This window comes from Streptomyces sp. NBC_00016 (genome assembly GCF_045040885.1).
Taxonomy (GTDB): Bacteria; Actinomycetota; Actinomycetes; order Streptomycetales; family Streptomycetaceae; genus Streptomyces; species Streptomyces coriariae.
This window is the reverse complement of the sequence record NZ_CP108304.1, coordinates 1010388-1026870: the sequence shown is the minus strand read 5'-3', so window position 1 is coordinate 1026870 and position 16483 is coordinate 1010388. Positions and strand designations below refer to the sequence as shown.

Below are 16483 nucleotides of genomic sequence, written 5' to 3'. Positions count from 1 at the left end.
TACCTCGTCCGTGCGCCGCCGCTTGGGCGACACAGTAAGAATGCGCCACACCTGGCCGGATGTGCATCTGCTGCGCGACCTCGGGGAGAACGGTTCCGGGCGGGGCAACCGGCACGCCATGAGCGAGATTCTGGTGGGCGCCTGCTCCTGGACGGACCGGGCACTGGTCTCCAGCGGCTGGTATCCGGCCGGGCGACGCGACGCGGAGGGACGGTTGCGCCACTACGCCGAACGCTTCCCGGTCGTCGAGGTCGACGCGACCTACTACTGGGCGCTGCCCTCTTCCAGTTCCCGCCGTGGTTCCGTCCCGGCGCACGGGCCCACGCGTTCCTCGCCCAGTGCGCCGAGCGCACCGCCGGGTGGCCGGTCTGTGTCGAGTTCCGGCACCCGGACTGGTGGCGGGACGGGCGGGAGCACGCGACGGCCGATCTGCTGCGGTCGTACGGCTTCGCCACCGTCGCCGTCGACATGGAGCAGTCCCTGCCGTCCGCCGTGCCGCCCGTCACGCCCGTCACCTGCGCGCGGCTGGCGGTCGTCCGCCTGCACGGCCGCAGCCCGGCCCGACCGACCCCCCGGCCCGGGTGGCCGACCGGGCTCGGCGGGCTCTGTGGCGCGGGCCGCTCACCGGGGCGCGCGTGGGCATGGTGGTCGCGCGCGCCGCGGGGTGTGGTCCGGGGCGGTCAGCCGGCGGTGGTGTGCAGGGTGCTCTTGGCCAGTTCGTACGCCGGGAGCATCGCTTCGTGTTCCGAGGTGTCCATGCCGCCCAGATGCAGGACGACGGGGCCCTCGGTCGTGGTGACGGCGAGCGCGTGCTCCTTCTTCGTCTCCTCGAGGAGTTCGCTCGTGGTGACGTACTCGACCTCGGTGCCGGTGATCTCGCCCGCCTTCACCGTGCTGTACCGCGCCCCGCTCGCCCCCTGCTCGGCGGCCACGAAGTCCTCCAGCACGGCACGCGCGTCGGTGTCGCCCGGCTCACCCGTCCACACTCGCAGGAACCCGATCTTCCCCGCGGGTTTGGCGTCGACCTCGCAGGCCATGGTGACCGGGCCCTGGCGCAGGAAGGCGTCGGCGAGGTCGGCCAGGTCGTCGGTGGCGCCGGTCGCCTCCTCGGCGTCGACGGCCTCGGCCTTCCAGAACTCGGCGATGTCGAAGGTGACGGGAAGTTCGCAGGCGGACCCGGCGGCGCCGATCGACCCGCCGCGCTGCGCGACCTTCGCGGTCGTCCTCGCCGACGCCCCCGTCGCCCCCGACGTGCCGTCCGGTTCGGCCTCCTCGGCCGCACATCCCGTCATCAGCCCCGTCAACAGGGCCGCCAGCGTCAGCCCCTGTCCCACGTTCCCCATGGTCCCCGCCCCAAAGCGCACTGTTGTGTCTCCTCTCGGCGCCGGCGCGATACCGGCGGAGCACTGTAACCGAGGGGGTCGTGGCCACCGCCACCGAGATTCGCCACGGGAGCGGACGCGGCCGGGAATGTCCCGGCCCCACCCCCTGTTGTAGCGCGTGACTGACATGCACCGATCAGCAGGTGCGAGTCGGTGCGAGAGGAGTCCCCCATGCCCCGCAGTACGGCGCGTCCCGTCATCACCCTCAGGTCCACGGCCGGTACCGGTGTCACCTACGTGACGCGCAAGAACCGTCGCAACGACGCCGACCGGCTGGTCCTGCGCAAGTACGACCCCGTCGCCGGACGGCACGTCTCCTTCCGAGAGGCGCGATGAGGCCGGCGCCGGCCCGGCAGGGCTGAACGGCGCCGACCCGAGACAGCGGAGCGGCCGGGACCCCGGAAAGGGGCCCCGGCCGCTCTCTCGTGCGGACGTCGCGCGGGCGTTGCGCGGACATCGCGCGGACGGGTGACGTTCCGTCATATTCACGCTCCGCCGGGAATCCATACAGGCATGAGCAAGACCGCGCTGATCGTCATCGACATGATCAACACCTACGACCACCCGGACGCCGACCTGCTCCTGCCGTCGGCCCGCAAGGTGGTCCCGGTGGCCGCCGGTCTCCTCGACCGGGCCCGCCGCGCCGGCGAACCCGTCGTCTACGTCAACGACAACTTCGGCCAGTGGCGTTCCCACCACGGTGAACTCCTCGACGAGGCACTCTCGGGCCCGCACGCCGGACTCGTCGAGCCACTGGTGCCCGACGCGGACTCGCTCTTCGTCGTCAAGGCACGGCACTCGATCTTCTTCGAGACCCCGCTGTCCTACCTGCTCCAGCAGGAGGGCGTCGACCACCTCGTCCTGTGCGGACAGGTCACCGAGCAGTGCGTCCTGTACTCGGCCCTCGACGCCCACATCCGCCACTTCGACGTGACCGTCCCCCGGGACGCGGTCGCCCACATCCACGCCGATCTCGCGGACGCGGCGCTGCTGATGATGGAGCGCAACATGGGCGCGCGCGTACGCGACAGCTGTGAGCTGTGGACCTGAACGGCCCTGCGCCGCTCGGAGTCTGACGGGCAGTCGGTTCGGTGCGCCGCAGCCGCGATCTCCGCGTTCCGGTTCGGGCGGAGGCGGATGCCGAGACGGATGCGGAGAGCGAGCGGGCGCCCGTCTCGCACGGGGGGCGCGGGCGCCGCTTTTCACTGCTCCCCGCGTTCTCTGATCCCCGCGTTGCCTGTTTCCTCCGCTTCCCGGGTTCCTCCGCTTCTGCGTCTTCTTCCGCTTCCTCCGCTCAGCAAGGGGCACACCACACATGGCCGAGTTGACCCGTCGCAGACTCCTGGGCTCGACCGCGGGCGTACTGGGCGCCGCCGCGGCGCTCTCCCTCCTCCCGCCGAGCGTGCAGAAGGCCGTCGCGGCCGGACCGTCCCGCCGTGGCTCACTCGCCGACGTCGAACACGTCGTCCTGCTGATGCAGGAGAACCGCTCCTTCGACCACTACTTCGGCACCCTGTCCGGCGTGCGCGGCTTCGCCGACCCCGAAGCGCTCACCCTCGACACCGGACGTTCCGTCTTCTATCAGCCCGACGCCGAGAACCCCGCGGGCTACCTGCTGCCCTTCCACCTCGACACCCACACCTCCAGCGCCCAGGCCATCCCGTCCACGAGCCACGCCTGGTCGGTGCAGCACGAGGCGTACAACGGCGGCCGGATGGACCGCTGGATGTCGGCCCACCGCACGGCCGACGGCGCCAACGCCCCGTACGTCATGGGCTACCACACCCGCGAGGACATCCCGTTCCAGTTCGCCCTCGCCGAGACCTTCACCGTCTGCGACCACTACTTCTGCTCGGTTCTCGGCCCGACCTGGCCGAACCGGCTGATGTGGATGACCGGCACCATCGACCCCGACGGCGCCCGGGGCGGGCCCGTCGTCCGCAACTCCGCCCCGACGCCGTTCAGCTGGACGACCTATGCGGAACGGCTCCAGGCGGCCGGGGTCGACTGGAAGGTGTACCAGCAGGAGGACGACTACGGCTGCAACCTGCTGGAGCAGTTCGACACGTTCAGAAACGCGCGACCGGGCTCCGAGCTGTACGAGCGGGGCGTCCGGCCGCAGCCGGAGGGCACCTTCGAGGACGACGCCCGGGCCGACCGGCTGCCGACCGTGTCCTGGCTGGTGCCGCCGGGGCACCAGTCGGAGCACCCCGACTACCTGCCCGCGGCCGGCGCCGCCTTCGTCGCCTCGAAGCTCGAGGCCATCGCGGACAACCCCGAGGTCTGGCGCAAGACCGCGTTCATCCTCAACTACGACGAGAACGACGGCCTGTTCGACCATGTGCCCCCGCCGACCCCGCCCGTCGGCACGTCCGGCGAGTTCGTCGGCGGGCTGCCGATCGGAGGCGGCTTCCGGGTCCCCGCCATCGTCGTCTCGCCCTGGACCGTGGGCGGCTGGGTGGCCTCGGAGCCCTTCGACCACACCTCGACCCTGCGGTTCCTGGAGAGACTCACGGGGGTCATGGAGCCCAACATCAGCGATTGGCGGCGCAGCGCCTTCGGGGACCTCACCTCCGCCTTCCGCTTCGCGTCCACCAGCCCGCTCGCGCCGGCGCTGCCCGACGACACGGCGGAGCAGCTGCAGAAGGCGAAGGAGGAGGTCGCCACGCTGCCCCGGCCCACCCTGCCGGGTGCCGAGCAGTCGTTCCCGGTCCAGGAGACGGGCCCCCGGCCGCAGCTCTGACCCGGACGCGCACGCCCCGCGTCAGCGGTGGACGAACAGGTCGGGCGGATCTGCGCGCGTAGACAGCGGGCGGTCCTGCGGAAGGAAGAAGAGGGCGCAGATGCGCAGCGGTTCCGGCTCCCGGTTCTCCGCCATGTGCACGCCCTGCGGACCCACCGGTTCGACGATGCATCCGCCGGTGGGCGTCACGCACTCGGATCCGTCCGCCAGGATCCGGGTCAGGACGCCCGCCGTCACCACGGCGACGACCCGGCCCTCGTGGTAGTGCCAGGGCAGCGAGTGGCCCGGCGGGATCTCGTAGTCGGCGACCACGACCCTGGTGTTCTCCGGTGCGGCCAGGGCGAGCCGTTCGGTGAGCAGACCGTCGGCGAGCAGGGTCGGTGCGGGTTCGGCGGTGGGTTCGGCGATGGGGCGGGCCTCGACGGGCGACGAGCGGTTCACGCGGCGGTCGTCCGGGGCGGGCGGGGGCCGGGGTCGCCGGGGCCGGTCGGGCCCACTGTGCGACGTAACCTGGCCGGGGGCATGTTCCGCTGGTCAGTGCGTTCCACAGCAGTGACATTAACCCACTTGAGTCACGGAGAAGTGACCGGGTGTCATCGAGCGCACCGGTGCCTGTCGCCCCGCGTCTCCTGCTCGAATCTCCCTCGGATCTCCCCGGCCGCGCCCCCTGACCGAAGCCCGGTGGAAATGTGAGGTAGACGGCTTCCGCGGGAGTGACCCTCGCGGGCCTCCCTTGCGTCCTTCAGGGCGTGAATCGTATGAGACATCATGCGACCAGTGTTTGGGGGAGACCTTGAGCATCCTGCGTCCGGACGTGGAGCGGCCTCGCGAGAGCCGTTCCGGGGACGAGCCGCGCGTCGGCCGTTCCGGGGACGAGCCGCGCGTCGGCCGTTCCGGGGACGAGCCGCGCGTCGGCCGTTCCGGGGACGAGCCGCGCGTCGGCCGTTCCGAGGGCGAGCCGCGCGCCGGCCGTTCGGAAGCCGGGCCGCTCGGTGGTGCGCTCGCCCGCACCGCGGGCTTCGTCGGCCGGACACTGCGGGGCGAGTGGTACGGCATCGTCGTCGACCCCCTGCGGCAGTTGCGCCGACGCGGGCCCGGCGCCCTCCTGCTGGCGTTCGTGGCCTGCGCGGGCGTGATCTTCTTCCACGCCATCGCCCAGCACCCCACGGGCGGGACGGCGGTGCGGATCCTGGGTGGGGTCCAGGGCGACCTGCCGCTGTGGCTCGCCCTGCTGCGCACGCCGGTCTCCCTGTACGTCCCGGCCCTCGATCTGCCGGTGTGGGCCGGCATCACCCAGCTGTTCCTCGCCTTCGCCCTGGCCGAACTCGCCCTCGGCCGCCGCAGGACCCTGCTGATCGCCTACGCGGCCACCCTGGCAGGCACCCTCACCGTGCGGGTCATGATGGCGATGGGGCCGGGATGGTGGGGCCTGGGTCTGCCGCCCGAGGTCGGACAGGTGCTCGACACCGGCCCGTCCGCGGCGGTCGTCGGGCTGTTCACCTATCTCTCGGTCGTCCGCCACGCACCCGTCGTGTTCCTCCTCACCGGCGGCTCGATGGTGCTCGAGTCGATCGCCAAGCCCAACCTGGCCGGCCGCGAACACCTCATCGCGGTGGTCGCCGCCGTCGTCCTCGGACTGCTGCACGAGCGCGGGCGCCTGCGACGGCAGGACGCCACGAACGCGCAGGACACGGCGTCCGCCTGAGATCTTGCTATGAATTCGTGGTGCGGTTGAACGCTCCTGTGTCCGTCTGCGTATAGGGCCGGGGGATCTCATGCCCAAGGCCGCCGACGACGACGTGTAGGAGCACTCCTTGGTACAGAACAGGCGCAGACGCCAGACGGGCGGGCGACGAGCGACTTTTGCGGCGCTGGCGCTCATCATCGGCGGCGGTGGACTGATGGGGGTGAACGTCTACGCATCGGCCACCGAAGATGGTTCCGACGCCTCGGGACAGGGCGGCAACAGCGCCGTCACCATCGACTGCCCGGACGTCGGCAGCAAGCTGACCGACGTCCCGGAGCAGGCCTCGCCCGAGGTCGCCCGCGAACTCGCCCTGCTGGACGAGCAGATCGCCGAGGCCTACCGCAAGCTCCAGGAGTCGGCGGAATCGGTGCGGCAGGACGCGGAGTTCGCCGACAACGCGGTCATGGACCCGTTGAAGGAGAAGCGCGGCGCGACGATCCAGCGCATCGCGGACTCCATCGACCGGGCCGGTGACCGTCCCGAGGGCCTGGAGGACCTCGCCGCCTGCACCCTGCGTGCCAACGACGACCAGGCCGACGAAGGCGCCGACGGCAACGGCGACGAGAACCAGGACGGCGACCAGGCGGGCGACGACCAGAACGGCGACGGAGACCAGAACGGCGGCGGAGACCAGCAGGGCGACCAGGGGCAGCAGGGCAACGGCGGTCAGGCCGGAAACGGCCCCGTCGCCGCGGACTACGCCGACATCAACGCCGTCCAGCCGACGCAGCAGACCCCGGATCCCAGCTCAGGCCCCTCCCGCGGCACCTTCGCCACCAGCTGCGGCGTGAACGCGAACGGCGTGTTCAACTCCGACAACGTGATCGTCGCCCCGGGCGTCACCAACGGCGCCCACCACTTCCACGACTACGTCGGCAACCAGTCCAACGACGCCTTCGCGTCCGACGACGACCTGGCGAACGCCGGCACGAGCTGTGTCGACCAGGGCGACAAGTCCACCTACTACTGGCCCGTGGTGCGTCTGCAGAACGGCAACCAGGAGCAGGACGCGCAGAAGCCCGGCGGTGGCATCGAGGGCAACGCCGGCGAGATCGTCACGCCCAAGGAGGTCACCCTGACCTTCGTCGGCAACCCGCGTGAGAAGGTCACCGCCATGCCCCGGCTGCTCCGGGTCATCACCGGCGACGCCAAGGCCTTCGTCAACGGCACGGCCAACGCCAACGCGTCCTGGAGCTGCACCGGCTTCGAGGACCGGCAGCTGAAGGACAAGTACCCGATCTGCCCGTCCGGCAGCGACGTGGTGCGCACCTTCCGTTTCCAGAGCTGCTGGGACGGCAGCAACATCGACAGTGCCAACCACCGCACCCACGTGGCCTTCGCCGCCGCCGACGGCACCTGCCCGAACGGCTTCAAGGCCGTTCCGCAGCTGGTGCAGCGCATCGTGTACGACGTCGACGCGCCGAGCCTCCAGGACGGCGGCAAGACGACTCCGTTGTTCGCGGTGGACTCCTTCCCGGAGCAGCTGCACAAGCCGGTGACCGACCACGGTGACTTCATCAACGTCTTCGACGAGGACCTGATGGGCGAGATGGTCGACTGCATCAACGACGGCCGCACCTGCGGCGCCGGCACCGGCGGCGGCGACAACGGCGGCGGCGACAACGGCGGCGGCGACAACGGCGGCGGCGACAACGGTGGCGGTGCCGACAACGGCGGCGACAACGGTGGCGCCGACAACGGCGGCAATGGCGACAACGGCGGCGGCGCCGACAACGGCAACGGCAACGGCAACGCCGGCAACGGTTCCGGCGAGGGCACGCAGGAGCCGTCGCAGGCTCCCGAGCAGCCCGCGACCACCGAACCCGCCGACACCGAGCCCGACACGGGCGGCAACGGTGCCGGTGGCGCCTCCGCGACCGCCGACCCCCGCGTCTACACGAAGCCGTCGGCCAAGGCGGCCACCTCGGCGCCCGCCGCCGGCTCGGGCGGCGAGATCGGCTCCCCGGCGACCGCCGCCCCCGCGGCCACGCCCGAGCAGTCGCAGACCCCGGCCGGCACGGGCGCCGACACCACCGTCCCGGGCGGGACCGAACCCCAGGCGGTGCAGGGCGGTCTCGCCGAGACCGGCGCCAATCTCTGGCCCGCGGCCGCCGGAGGGCTGCTGGTGATCGCCGGCTTCGGCGTCCTGTTCCGCAACGCACGCCGTAAGTACTGAGACGCAGCACTGAGACTCAGCACTGAGCCAGCGCCACTCCACCGAGGGCCCGTCGGACTGCCGACGGGCCCTCGGTGCGACCCGTCGGTCCCCGGCCCCCGTACGGGTGCTCCCGCGCACGAGCCATCGCCGCCGCGCCGGCCGCAGGGTATACGTCGTTCGAAGCGCGCGACGACGGGAGACGCATGGAGCACACGACGTCCGGGGACTACTACGACCTCGGCACCCACGGCCGGTCCGTGACGACCTCGTCCGCCGAGGCCCAACTGTGGTTCGACCGCGGACTGGTCTGGTCGTACGCCTTTCACCACGAGGAAGCCGTCGCCTGTTTCGAGACCGCGGTCCGCGCCGACCCCGACTGCGCCATGGCCCACTGGGGCATCGCGTACGCGCTCGGCCCCAACTACAACAAACCGTGGGAGTTCTTCGACGACCAGGACCTCGCGCGGACCGTCGCCCGTACGCACGAAGCCGTCGAACTTGCCCACCGGAAGGCCGAGACCGCCACCCCCGTCGAGCGGGCCCTGATCGGCGCGCTGCGCGCCCGCTACCCGCAGACCCGCCCCGCCGAGGACTGCTCGGTGTGGAACGAGCCCTACGCCGACGCCATGCGGGCCGTCCACGAACTGGCCCCCGACGACCTCGACGTCGCCGCCCTGTACGCCGACGCCCTGATGAACCTCACGCCCTGGCAGCTGTGGGACCTGCCCACGGGCCGGCCCGCCGAAGGTGCCCGCACACCGGAGGCGAAGGCGGTGCTCGACCGCGCCCTGGCCGACGGGGCCGCGGCCGAACATCCGGGAGTCCTGCACTTCTACATCCACCTCATGGAGATGTCACCCACACCCGAGGCCGCCCTCCAGGTCGCCGACCGGCTGCGCGGCCTGGTCCCCGACGCCGGACACCTCCAGCACATGCCCTCGCACCTCGACGTGCTGTGCGGCGACTACCGGCGCGTCGCCACGGACAACACCGCCGCGATCACCGCCGACGAGAAGTACCGGACGCGCTCCGGCGCGATGAACTTCTACACGCTGTACCGCTCGCACAACTACCACTTCAAGATCTACGGCGCGATGTTCCTGGGCCGGTACCGGACCGCGCTGGAGACCGCGGAACGTCTGGAAGCCTCCATCCCGGAGGAGCTGCTGCGCGTGCCGAGCCCTCCCATGGCCGACTGGCTGGAGGCGTTCCGCGGCATGCGGTTCCATGTGCTGATCCGCTTCGGCCGCTGGCAGGACATCCTCGACGTGCCGCCGCCCGCCGACCCGGTCCTGCACAGCGTGACCACCGCGATGCGCCACTACGCCCGCGGTGTCGCGCTCTCCGCCACCGGCCGGGTGCCCGAGGCCGAGGCCGAGCGCGTCCTGTTCCGCTCGGCGGCCGACCGGGTGCCCGAGACCCGGATGCTGTTCAACAACACCTGCCGGGACATCCTCGCGATCGCGTCCGCCATGCTCGACGGCGAACTGGAGTACCGCAGGGGCAACCACGACCTCGCCTTCGCCGCCCTGGAACGGTCCGTCGACCTGGACGACCGCCTCCCCTACGACGAGCCCTGGGGCTGGATGCAGCCCACCCGGCACGCGTACGGCGCCCTGCTGCTGGAGCAGGGGCGGATCGAGGAGGCCGAGGCGGTCTACCGCGCCGACCTCGGACTGGACGACACACTGCCCCGCCCGTCCCAGCACCCCGGCAACGTGTGGTCCCTGCACGGCTACCACGAGTGCCTGGTCCGGCTGGGCAAGGAGGCCGAGGCGCGGATCGTGGCCCAGCAGCTGAAGTTCGCCACCGCCCTGGCCGACGTACCCGTCCGGGCGTCCTGCTTCTGCCGTCTCGACACCGACACCGACACCGACACCGACACCGACGCGGGCAAGGGCACGGGCACGGGCACCGACACGGGCACCGGTACCGGTACCGGTACCGGGACCTCGGTCACATCCGGGTGCTGCGCCATGGACAATTGATCGAGATCGTCGGCGCGGTCGACGCACAAGAGGGGGCCTCGGAGCATGGCGGGCGCACGATGAACGAGACACGTGGGAAGAAATGGTCGCTGCCGCACATCGGCCCGGCGCAGCGGGACGCCGTCGCCCGTGCACGGGGCTGGGCGCGGCTCGCCCTGGTGCTGGTCGCCGCCTGTGTCGCGGTGGTGATGGCGGGCGCGGGATCCGGCGGCTGGCTGGTCCTGTTCATCGGGTTCGTCCTCCTCGCGCTGGCGGGGGCGGGCGTGTGGTGGATGCTGGCGCACCGGGGCGGCGCCCGGCTGCTCGGCGGGCTGGTGGCCGTCACCGCGCCGGTGGGCGTCGTGGTGCTGTACGCCCTGTCCGGTCTGTGGCCGGTGGCGGTGGGGGCACTCGCGCTGTGGGCCGGGGCCCTGGGCTCGGCGCGGGCCTCGCTGCGCAGCGTGCGCCGTCCCAAGGGCATGCACGGCCGGAAGACCCCGCCGCCGCGCCGGCCGGTCCTGATCATGAACGTGCGCTCGGGCGGCGGCAAGGTCGTCAAGCACGGTCTCGTCGAGCGCGCCGAGGCGCTCGGTGCCCGGGTGGTCGTGCTCGGCACCGACGACACCTACACCGATCCGGAGGCGGAGGCCCGGCAGGCCGTCGCCGAGGGCGCGGACCTGCTCGGCGTCGCGGGCGGTGACGGCACCCAGGCACTGGTCGCGGCCGTCGCCGCCGAACACGACGTGCCCTTCCTGGTGATCGCCGCCGGCACCCGCAACCACTTCGCCATGGACCTCGGCCTCGACCGCACCGACCCCACACGCAGCCTCGACGCCCTCACCAACGGCGTCGAACTCCGCGTGGACCTCGGCGACGTCGGCGGGCGGGCCTTCGTCAACACCGTCTCCTTCGGGGCGTACGCGGAGATAGTGCAGAGCCCCGACTACCGCGATGCCAAGGCCGCCACCGCACTCGATCATCTGCCCGACCTGCTCCAGGGCGAGGCCGGCCCGACCCTGGACGTCCAGACGGACGACACCCATGTGCGCGCGCCGCAGGCCCTGCTGGTCAGCAACAACGCCTACGCCCGCGCCGACCCGCTCGGCGGCGGACGCCGGCCCCGGCTGGACGCCGGACTGCTCGGGGTGATCGGCGTCCGGGTGGAGGGCGCGGCCCAGGCCGCCGAACTCGCGCTGCTCGGCGAGCGCGCGGGCAGCATCACCTCGGTGACGTCCCGGCGCGTCGTCGTCGGGGCGGACCGTGAGCGCATCGCGGTGGCCGTCGACGGCGAGGCGCTCGAACTGGCCACCCCCGTCGTGTGCACGGTACGGCCCGCCGTGCTGCGGGTCCGGGTGCCCCGGCACCGCCCCGGCGCGGCCTACGCGCCGCCCACGGTCGACTGGCGGCGCATCGTCCGCCTCGCGCTCGGCCATACCGACTCTCGTACGATCAAGGAGGCCTACGATGTCTGACCGTCTGCCGAATCTCCCGACCTCGCATCTGGTCCGTGACCTCGCGACCATGGACCAGGCGCTGTACGAGACGGTCACCGTGACCAGAACGCCCACCCTGGACAGCGCGCTGCGCCGGCTGTCCGCGGCCGCCGACCACTCCAAGCTGTCCTTCGGGGTCGCCGCCGGGCTCGCCCTGTGCGGCCGTCGCCCGCGCCGTGCCGCCGTGCTCGGGGTCGCGGCGATCGGGGTCGCCTCGGCCACCGCCAACCTGCTCGGCAAGAAGCTCGTGCGCCGGCCGCGACCGCACCGCGCCGAGGACTCGCCGTTCCCGGGGCGGCACGTGCCGATGCCGCAGTCCGCGTCCTTCCCGTCCGGGCACACCGCCTCGGCCGTCGCCTTCGCCGCCGCGGTCGGCCCGACCCTGCCGGTCTCCGCGGTGCCGCTGGGGCTGCTCGCCTGCGCGGTGGGCTACTCGCGGGTCCACACCGGGGTGCACTACCCGGGCGACGTCGTGGCCGGAGCGCTGCTGGGCACGGGCTCGGCGGCGCTGGTCCTGGCGCTCACCGCCCGTAAGGGCGCCTGAGCGGGCCGGGAGGCCCGGGCGGGCCTACTCCCTGCCGCAGTGGAGGAAGAGGTGGGGCTCCGGCACGGCCTCGGGATGGTCGGGGGTGAACAGCACGTTCTCCTCGGCCAGCACGGTCAGGCCGGCCCCGGTGACCACGTCGACGAGAGCCTCGCCGGCGAAGCTGGTCACCCGCACGGGCTGCCCCATGAACACGGCGTCGACACCCGCCACGTCCAGCGGCACGGTGGCGAGCGCGAGACTGCCGCCCGGCCGGAGCGCCCGGGCCAGCCGCCCGATCAGCTCGGACTGCTGCGCCCGGTCCAGCTGAAGCAGCGAGAAGTACACGCAGACCGCGTCCAACGAGCCTTCTTCCAGCGGAAGTTCACGTGCGTCGAGGCACCGGAACTCCGCCTCGGGCACCTGCCGGGCGGCCAGCTCCACCATGACGGGGGAGACGTCGACGCCGAGCACGTGGTGGCCCGCCCCGGCGAGGGTCTCGGCCGTCGGCCGCCCCGTGCCGCTGCCGACATCCAGCACCCGACCGCCCGGGGCGAGCCGCCCCAGCAGCCACTCCAGGGATCTGCGGTGCGCCTCCGAGTGCGCGAACGCCTTCTCGTACACGGGCCCCAGCGCGTCGAACACCCGCGCCGCACGCTGCCCGCCGTCCTCGCCGACCAAGCCGGTTCCCTTCGTGGTGGTGTGTGAGTCCCGCGCGCCATGGTGCACCGGTCAGGACCTCGCGTTCCGGGAAACGGCCGGAATCGTATTTTCCACTACCGTAAGTAACATGATCCAATCCTCTTGACGCGGGCCCTACTGGTGAGTAGCCAAGCCCCCCGGTAACCGTCGCTTCGTTCGGAGGACCCCCATGCCCTCGCTTGAGGACGCTCTGCAAGAGTCCCGTACCGCCTATGAGGAGCACGTACGCACCTGCCGTCAGTGCCACTTCGACATGTCGCCGTGCGCCGTCTCGAAACACCTCCTGCGCGCCTACAACAACGCCAGGCGGGCTCAGGCGCGCCCGAACTCCGCGATGCGCTGAGGGCGGAGCGGCTCACCTCGCCGACCTCGGCACGGTCACCGTCAGTTCCCGGATCTCGTAGCCGCCGATCTCGTCCTTGAACGACACCCGCGGCCGGCCGGTCATCCGCAGGCCGTCCAGTGCGAAGAGCCGGCTGAGCAGGACGTCCGCCTCCAGGACGGCGACTGCGGCGCCCGGACAGCGGTGGGCGCCGTCGCCGAAGGCGAGCCCCGCAGGACCCGGCCCCAGGTCCCGCAGCCGGCCCGGCCGCAACAGGTCCGGGTCGCGGCCCACGACGTCCGGGTCCGCGTTGGCCTCGTCGACGAAGACGGTGAGCAGCTCACCGGCTCCGATCGACGCTTCACCGACCCGCATCGGCGCGGTGGCCCGGCGGGCCAGGCGCCCCACGGCCGGTTCGAGCCGAAGGACCTCCCGGAGCAGATCCAGCCGCTCCGGCTCCTCGGCCGCGCGGTACCGGGCGAGCAACTCCGCGTCGTCGAACAGGTGCCAGGCGGCCACGCAGATGAACTCGCGGGTGGTGACCATGCCCGCCGCCGCGTACGTCAGGCACTCACCGAGGATCTCCGCGCCCGAGCATCCCTCGGCCAGCAGATGGGAGATCAGGTCGTCCCGCTTCTGCTTCCGGTGCGCGCGGATCGCCGGGCGGACGTCGGCGAGATGGATGCGCAGCCAGTTCGTGTTCTGGCGCAGCAGCCAGTGGAGACCCCGGAGGCTGGTCAGCCCCGGCTGCCCGAACTCCTCGGGAAAGAAGCGCTCCAGCCTGGACTTGAGTCCCGGGCGGCTGTGGGTGAGCCCGATGATGTCGCTCACCACCTCGATGGCCATGGTGAAGCTCAGGTCGGACAGCTGTGCCGTACCGGCGGCCCGGAGCGCCGCCGTCTGCTCCTCGGCGACCCGCGTCATCAGCTCGCGGTAGTGCTCGTCCACGCGCCGCGGGGTGAAGAACCGGGCGGTCTGCCGCCGCTGTTCGCGGTGTCCGGGACCGTCCTGGTAGAGCACGGGACGGCGGACGCGCGCCGGCAGCTTCTCCACGGTCTCGATGCCGAGTCCGGCCTGCACCGTGTCCGTGGCGCGCAGCACCTCACGGGCGGCCGCGTACCCACGGACCTCCCATGTGCCGTCCGCGCCACGGCGCACCGGGCAGCCCGGCCGGCCGGGCTCCTGCTCCCGCTCGACCTTGCGCACACTCTCCCGCGCGTCCCCCATCGGGCCCCCATTCGCCGCACCGGACGCCAGTGTCGCCGGGCCGGCCGCCCCCGCGATGCCCCATTACCGGCCACGCACGCACCGGCAGACAGCCACCGGCAGACACCCACCGACGGACAGGCACCGACGGACAGGCACCGACGGACAGGCACCGACGGACAGGCACCGACGGACAGGCACCGACGGACAGGACCGCCGGGCGTGCACCGCCGGGCGTGCACCCCTCTCGCCCGGCAGGGCTCGCCGGACCTCAGGCGGGTCGGACGGCGCCGCGCAGGGCGCCCTCCCCGAACGGCAGGATCGCCTCCTCGCGGATGAACCTGCCCGGACCCGGAGCGTGGATCATCATGCCGTTGCCCGTGCACAGGCCGGTGTGGCTGAGGTCGTCGAAGAAGAAGACGAGGTCGCCGGGGCGGAGTTCGGCCAGGCTGATCCGGGTGAAGGCCTTCGCCTGGTCGATGGCGGAGCGCGGCAGCGTCACCCCGGCGGCCCGCCACGCGGCCTGCGTGAGGCTGGAGCAGTCGTAGGACTCCGGTCCCGTCGCCCCCCACAGGCACGGTCGGCCGATCTGTGCGCGGGCGAAGGCGAGGGCCTTGTCCGCCTTCCCCAGGTAGGCCGTCCCGGTGGTGCTGACCGTGACATCGGTGGGGGCGACGGCCGCGGGGAGGGCCTCGGGGAGCGGGGCGGCGGGGGCCGCGACACCGGCCGGTGCCGGATAACCGGCACCGGCGGTCAGTACGTCCACCTCGGAGGCCTGGTAGCTCGGCATGGGCGCGGCGGGCGCCGGACCGGCCGCCGCGAAGCCGGACGCCGGTACGGAGAGCGGAAGTTCGGACGTCGCGTAGCCCGACGGCGTTGTGGTGAAGGGGAGTTCCGGCGTCGGGTAGCCGGACGCGGGCGCGGCCGGGGCGGCGACGCCGGAAGCCATGAAGCCGGATTCCGTTGCGGGCATGTCGAGTTCGGACGGCGCATAGCCGAACGGCGGTGTGGTGAATCCGAGTTCGGATGCCAGGTAGTCCGGCACGGGTGCGGGTGCGGGTGCGGGTGCGGGTGCGGGGAAGGCGGTTTCGGGTGTCATGAAGCCCGACGCCGGTGCGGCGAAGCCGAGTTCACCGGTCGGGAGAAGCCCGTCCCCGCCGGTCGGTGACGCCGTGCCGGGGGTGGCGGCGGGCGGCCGTCCCGCCCATGCGGCGGTGATCTCGGCGCGGAACGCCTGCTGCTCCGCGGTGTCCCAGGGCTGCTGCACCGGCTGCGCCTCGGCCGGCTGCGTCCCGATCGTGGGCAGGACGGACGTGGGCTGGGAAGACACGGCCGGCGCGGACGCGGGCAGGGCGGGTGCGGGCAGGGCGGGGGCGGCCGGCGCGGGCAGGGCCGGCATGGGCTGGGCGAGAGCTCGCGCCAGCACCTCCCGGGCCGTGACGAGCTTCCGCCCGATCTGCTCCTTGGTGTTCTTGAGCGAGGCCTGCCGGTCCGTGGGAGTGGCGGCGGGGGAGCCGGTCTGGGCGGGGGCTGGGGCCTGGGTGGGGACGGCGGGCAGCAGGGCCCTGGGCTCCTGGCGCGGCTCGGGTGCCGCGGGGAGGGCGGCGACGGCGCGCGCGGTCAGTTCCGGGACGCGGCGGGTGGCCGCTTCCAACTCCCGTACGGCGGAGCTGTCGGCGGGCCGCTCCGGGGCACTCGCCGGGCGCGCGGCCCGGGCCGGAGGGGCGGGCCGGCGGTCGGCCGGCAGTACGGCGGGCGTGACCGGCCCGACCCTGCCGCGGGCCACGTCGAACCACTGCTTGGCCACCGCTTCGAGCGACGGATCTGTCGACCCGCGCCCGCTGTTGGCGACGGACGTGACCCTCCCGCGGGTCCTGCTCGACTGGGCGCGCGTGATGTTGTAGCTGCCGGTGTCGCTCTCGGCCCGGTCGTAGAGCGAGCTGACCCGCTCCTGGATCTCCGCCCGACTCGGCTCATCGGTGTTGCTGCCTGGGGAGCGCGGGCTGCGATCCGTCGCCATGGAAGACGTACTCCTTCCGTCCTCCGCCTGCCGTTCGGCGGCGGAATCCGGGCGACCCTTGTTGCCAGGTGCCCCCAAGCCCCCTGCCCTGACGGGCAGTCGTACGGCCTGGGCGTCAACTTAACCAACTTGTGTGGCTGGCGTGAAGATTGAAGCGCCAAATGTCCGATACGTATTCGTGACCTTCGTCTCTCGTGGCCGTCAGGAGGTTTGCTCGCTG

General features: G+C 72.5%; 14 protein-coding genes and 1 pseudogene. 10 read left to right on the top strand and 5 right to left on the bottom strand.

Features of this window, described 5'->3' with window-relative positions; genetic code table 11:
• Positions 1 to 118: 118 nt before the first annotated feature.
• A pseudogene (locus tag OG933_RS04620) lies at positions 119 to 561 on the top strand (DUF72 domain-containing protein); the annotation flags it as partial.
• A gap of 119 nt (positions 562 to 680) precedes the next feature.
• Here the strand turns inward: OG933_RS04620 and OG933_RS04615 are convergent.
• Positions 681 to 1343, bottom strand: a complete 663-nt coding sequence (locus OG933_RS04615) for a lipoprotein (protein WP_405625510.1) — start codon at positions 1341 to 1343, stop codon at positions 681 to 683.
• A 210-nt stretch (positions 1344 to 1553) separates the two neighbouring features.
• Between OG933_RS04615 and rpmG the strand changes: the two genes are divergently transcribed.
• The 3 genes from rpmG to OG933_RS04600 all read left to right on the top strand — a co-directional run bounded on the left by rpmG (position 1554) and on the right by OG933_RS04600 (position 4125).
• Positions 1554 to 1718, top strand: a complete 165-nt coding sequence (gene rpmG / locus OG933_RS04610; protein ID WP_405625508.1) for a 50S ribosomal protein L33 — start codon at positions 1554 to 1556, stop codon at positions 1716 to 1718.
• Between the two features lie 177 nt (positions 1719 to 1895).
• The gene (locus OG933_RS04605; protein ID WP_362522056.1) at positions 1896 to 2432 is read left to right on the top strand and encodes an isochorismatase family cysteine hydrolase; all 537 of its coding nucleotides are present in this window, start codon (positions 1896 to 1898) and stop codon (positions 2430 to 2432) included.
• A gap of 265 nt (positions 2433 to 2697) precedes the next feature.
• Positions 2698 to 4125 (top strand): alkaline phosphatase family protein, encoded by a 1428-nt coding sequence (locus tag OG933_RS04600; RefSeq protein WP_405625506.1) that lies wholly within the window; start codon positions 2698 to 2700, stop codon positions 4123 to 4125.
• A 21-nt stretch (positions 4126 to 4146) separates the two neighbouring features.
• Here the strand turns inward: OG933_RS04600 and OG933_RS04595 are convergent, their stop codons facing one another.
• Positions 4147 to 4566, bottom strand: a complete 420-nt coding sequence (locus OG933_RS04595; RefSeq protein WP_405625505.1) for a cupin domain-containing protein — start codon at positions 4564 to 4566, stop codon at positions 4147 to 4149.
• A 352-nt stretch (positions 4567 to 4918) separates the two neighbouring features.
• On the opposite strand from OG933_RS04595, the gene OG933_RS04590 reads away from it, so the two are divergent.
• The 5 genes from OG933_RS04590 to OG933_RS04570 all read left to right on the top strand — a co-directional run bounded on the left by OG933_RS04590 (position 4919) and on the right by OG933_RS04570 (position 12034).
• Positions 4919 to 5830: a hypothetical protein gene (locus OG933_RS04590; RefSeq protein ID WP_405625504.1), complete on the top strand. Its 912-nt coding sequence runs from the start codon at positions 4919 to 4921 to the stop codon at positions 5828 to 5830.
• 196 nt (positions 5831 to 6026) lie between these two features.
• A complete protein-coding gene (locus OG933_RS04585) occupies positions 6027 to 8048 on the top strand; it encodes a DUF1996 domain-containing protein (RefSeq protein WP_405633234.1) in 2022 nt (673 codons plus the stop codon).
• A gap of 185 nt (positions 8049 to 8233) precedes the next feature.
• On the top strand, positions 8234 to 10018 hold the full coding sequence (locus OG933_RS04580; protein ID WP_405625503.1) for a hypothetical protein: 1785 nt from the start codon (positions 8234 to 8236) through the stop codon (positions 10016 to 10018).
• A 59-nt stretch (positions 10019 to 10077) separates the two neighbouring features.
• Entirely contained in the window at positions 10078 to 11469 is a 1392-nt protein-coding gene (locus OG933_RS04575; RefSeq protein WP_405625502.1) for a diacylglycerol/lipid kinase family protein, read from the top strand.
• Positions 11462 to 12034, top strand: a complete 573-nt coding sequence (locus OG933_RS04570) for a phosphatase PAP2 family protein (protein WP_362522046.1) — start codon at positions 11462 to 11464, stop codon at positions 12032 to 12034. The genes OG933_RS04575 and OG933_RS04570 overlap by 8 nt, the downstream gene beginning before the upstream one ends.
• 24 nt (positions 12035 to 12058) lie before the next feature.
• Here OG933_RS04570 and OG933_RS04565 read toward each other — a convergent pair whose 3' ends face one another.
• On the bottom strand, positions 12059 to 12694 hold the full coding sequence (locus OG933_RS04565) for a class I SAM-dependent methyltransferase (protein WP_362522044.1): 636 nt from the start codon (positions 12692 to 12694) through the stop codon (positions 12059 to 12061).
• A gap of 190 nt (positions 12695 to 12884) precedes the next feature.
• On the opposite strand from OG933_RS04565, the gene OG933_RS04560 reads away from it, so the two are divergent.
• Positions 12885 to 13058 carry a hypothetical protein gene (locus OG933_RS04560; protein WP_171401266.1) on the top strand — a complete coding sequence of 58 codons (174 nt, stop codon included), beginning with the start codon at positions 12885 to 12887 and terminating at the stop codon, positions 13056 to 13058.
• Between the two features lie 12 nt (positions 13059 to 13070).
• Here the strand turns inward: OG933_RS04560 and OG933_RS04555 are convergent, their stop codons facing one another.
• Positions 13071 to 14264, bottom strand: coding sequence for a cytochrome P450 (locus OG933_RS04555; RefSeq protein WP_362522042.1), 1194 nt, complete (start codon positions 14262 to 14264; stop codon positions 13071 to 13073).
• Positions 14265 to 14514: 250 nt separating this feature from the next.
• Positions 14515 to 16263 carry a C40 family peptidase gene (locus OG933_RS04550; RefSeq protein WP_405625501.1) on the bottom strand — a complete coding sequence of 583 codons (1749 nt, stop codon included), beginning with the start codon at positions 16261 to 16263 and terminating at the stop codon, positions 14515 to 14517.
• Positions 16264 to 16483 lie beyond the last annotated feature (220 nt).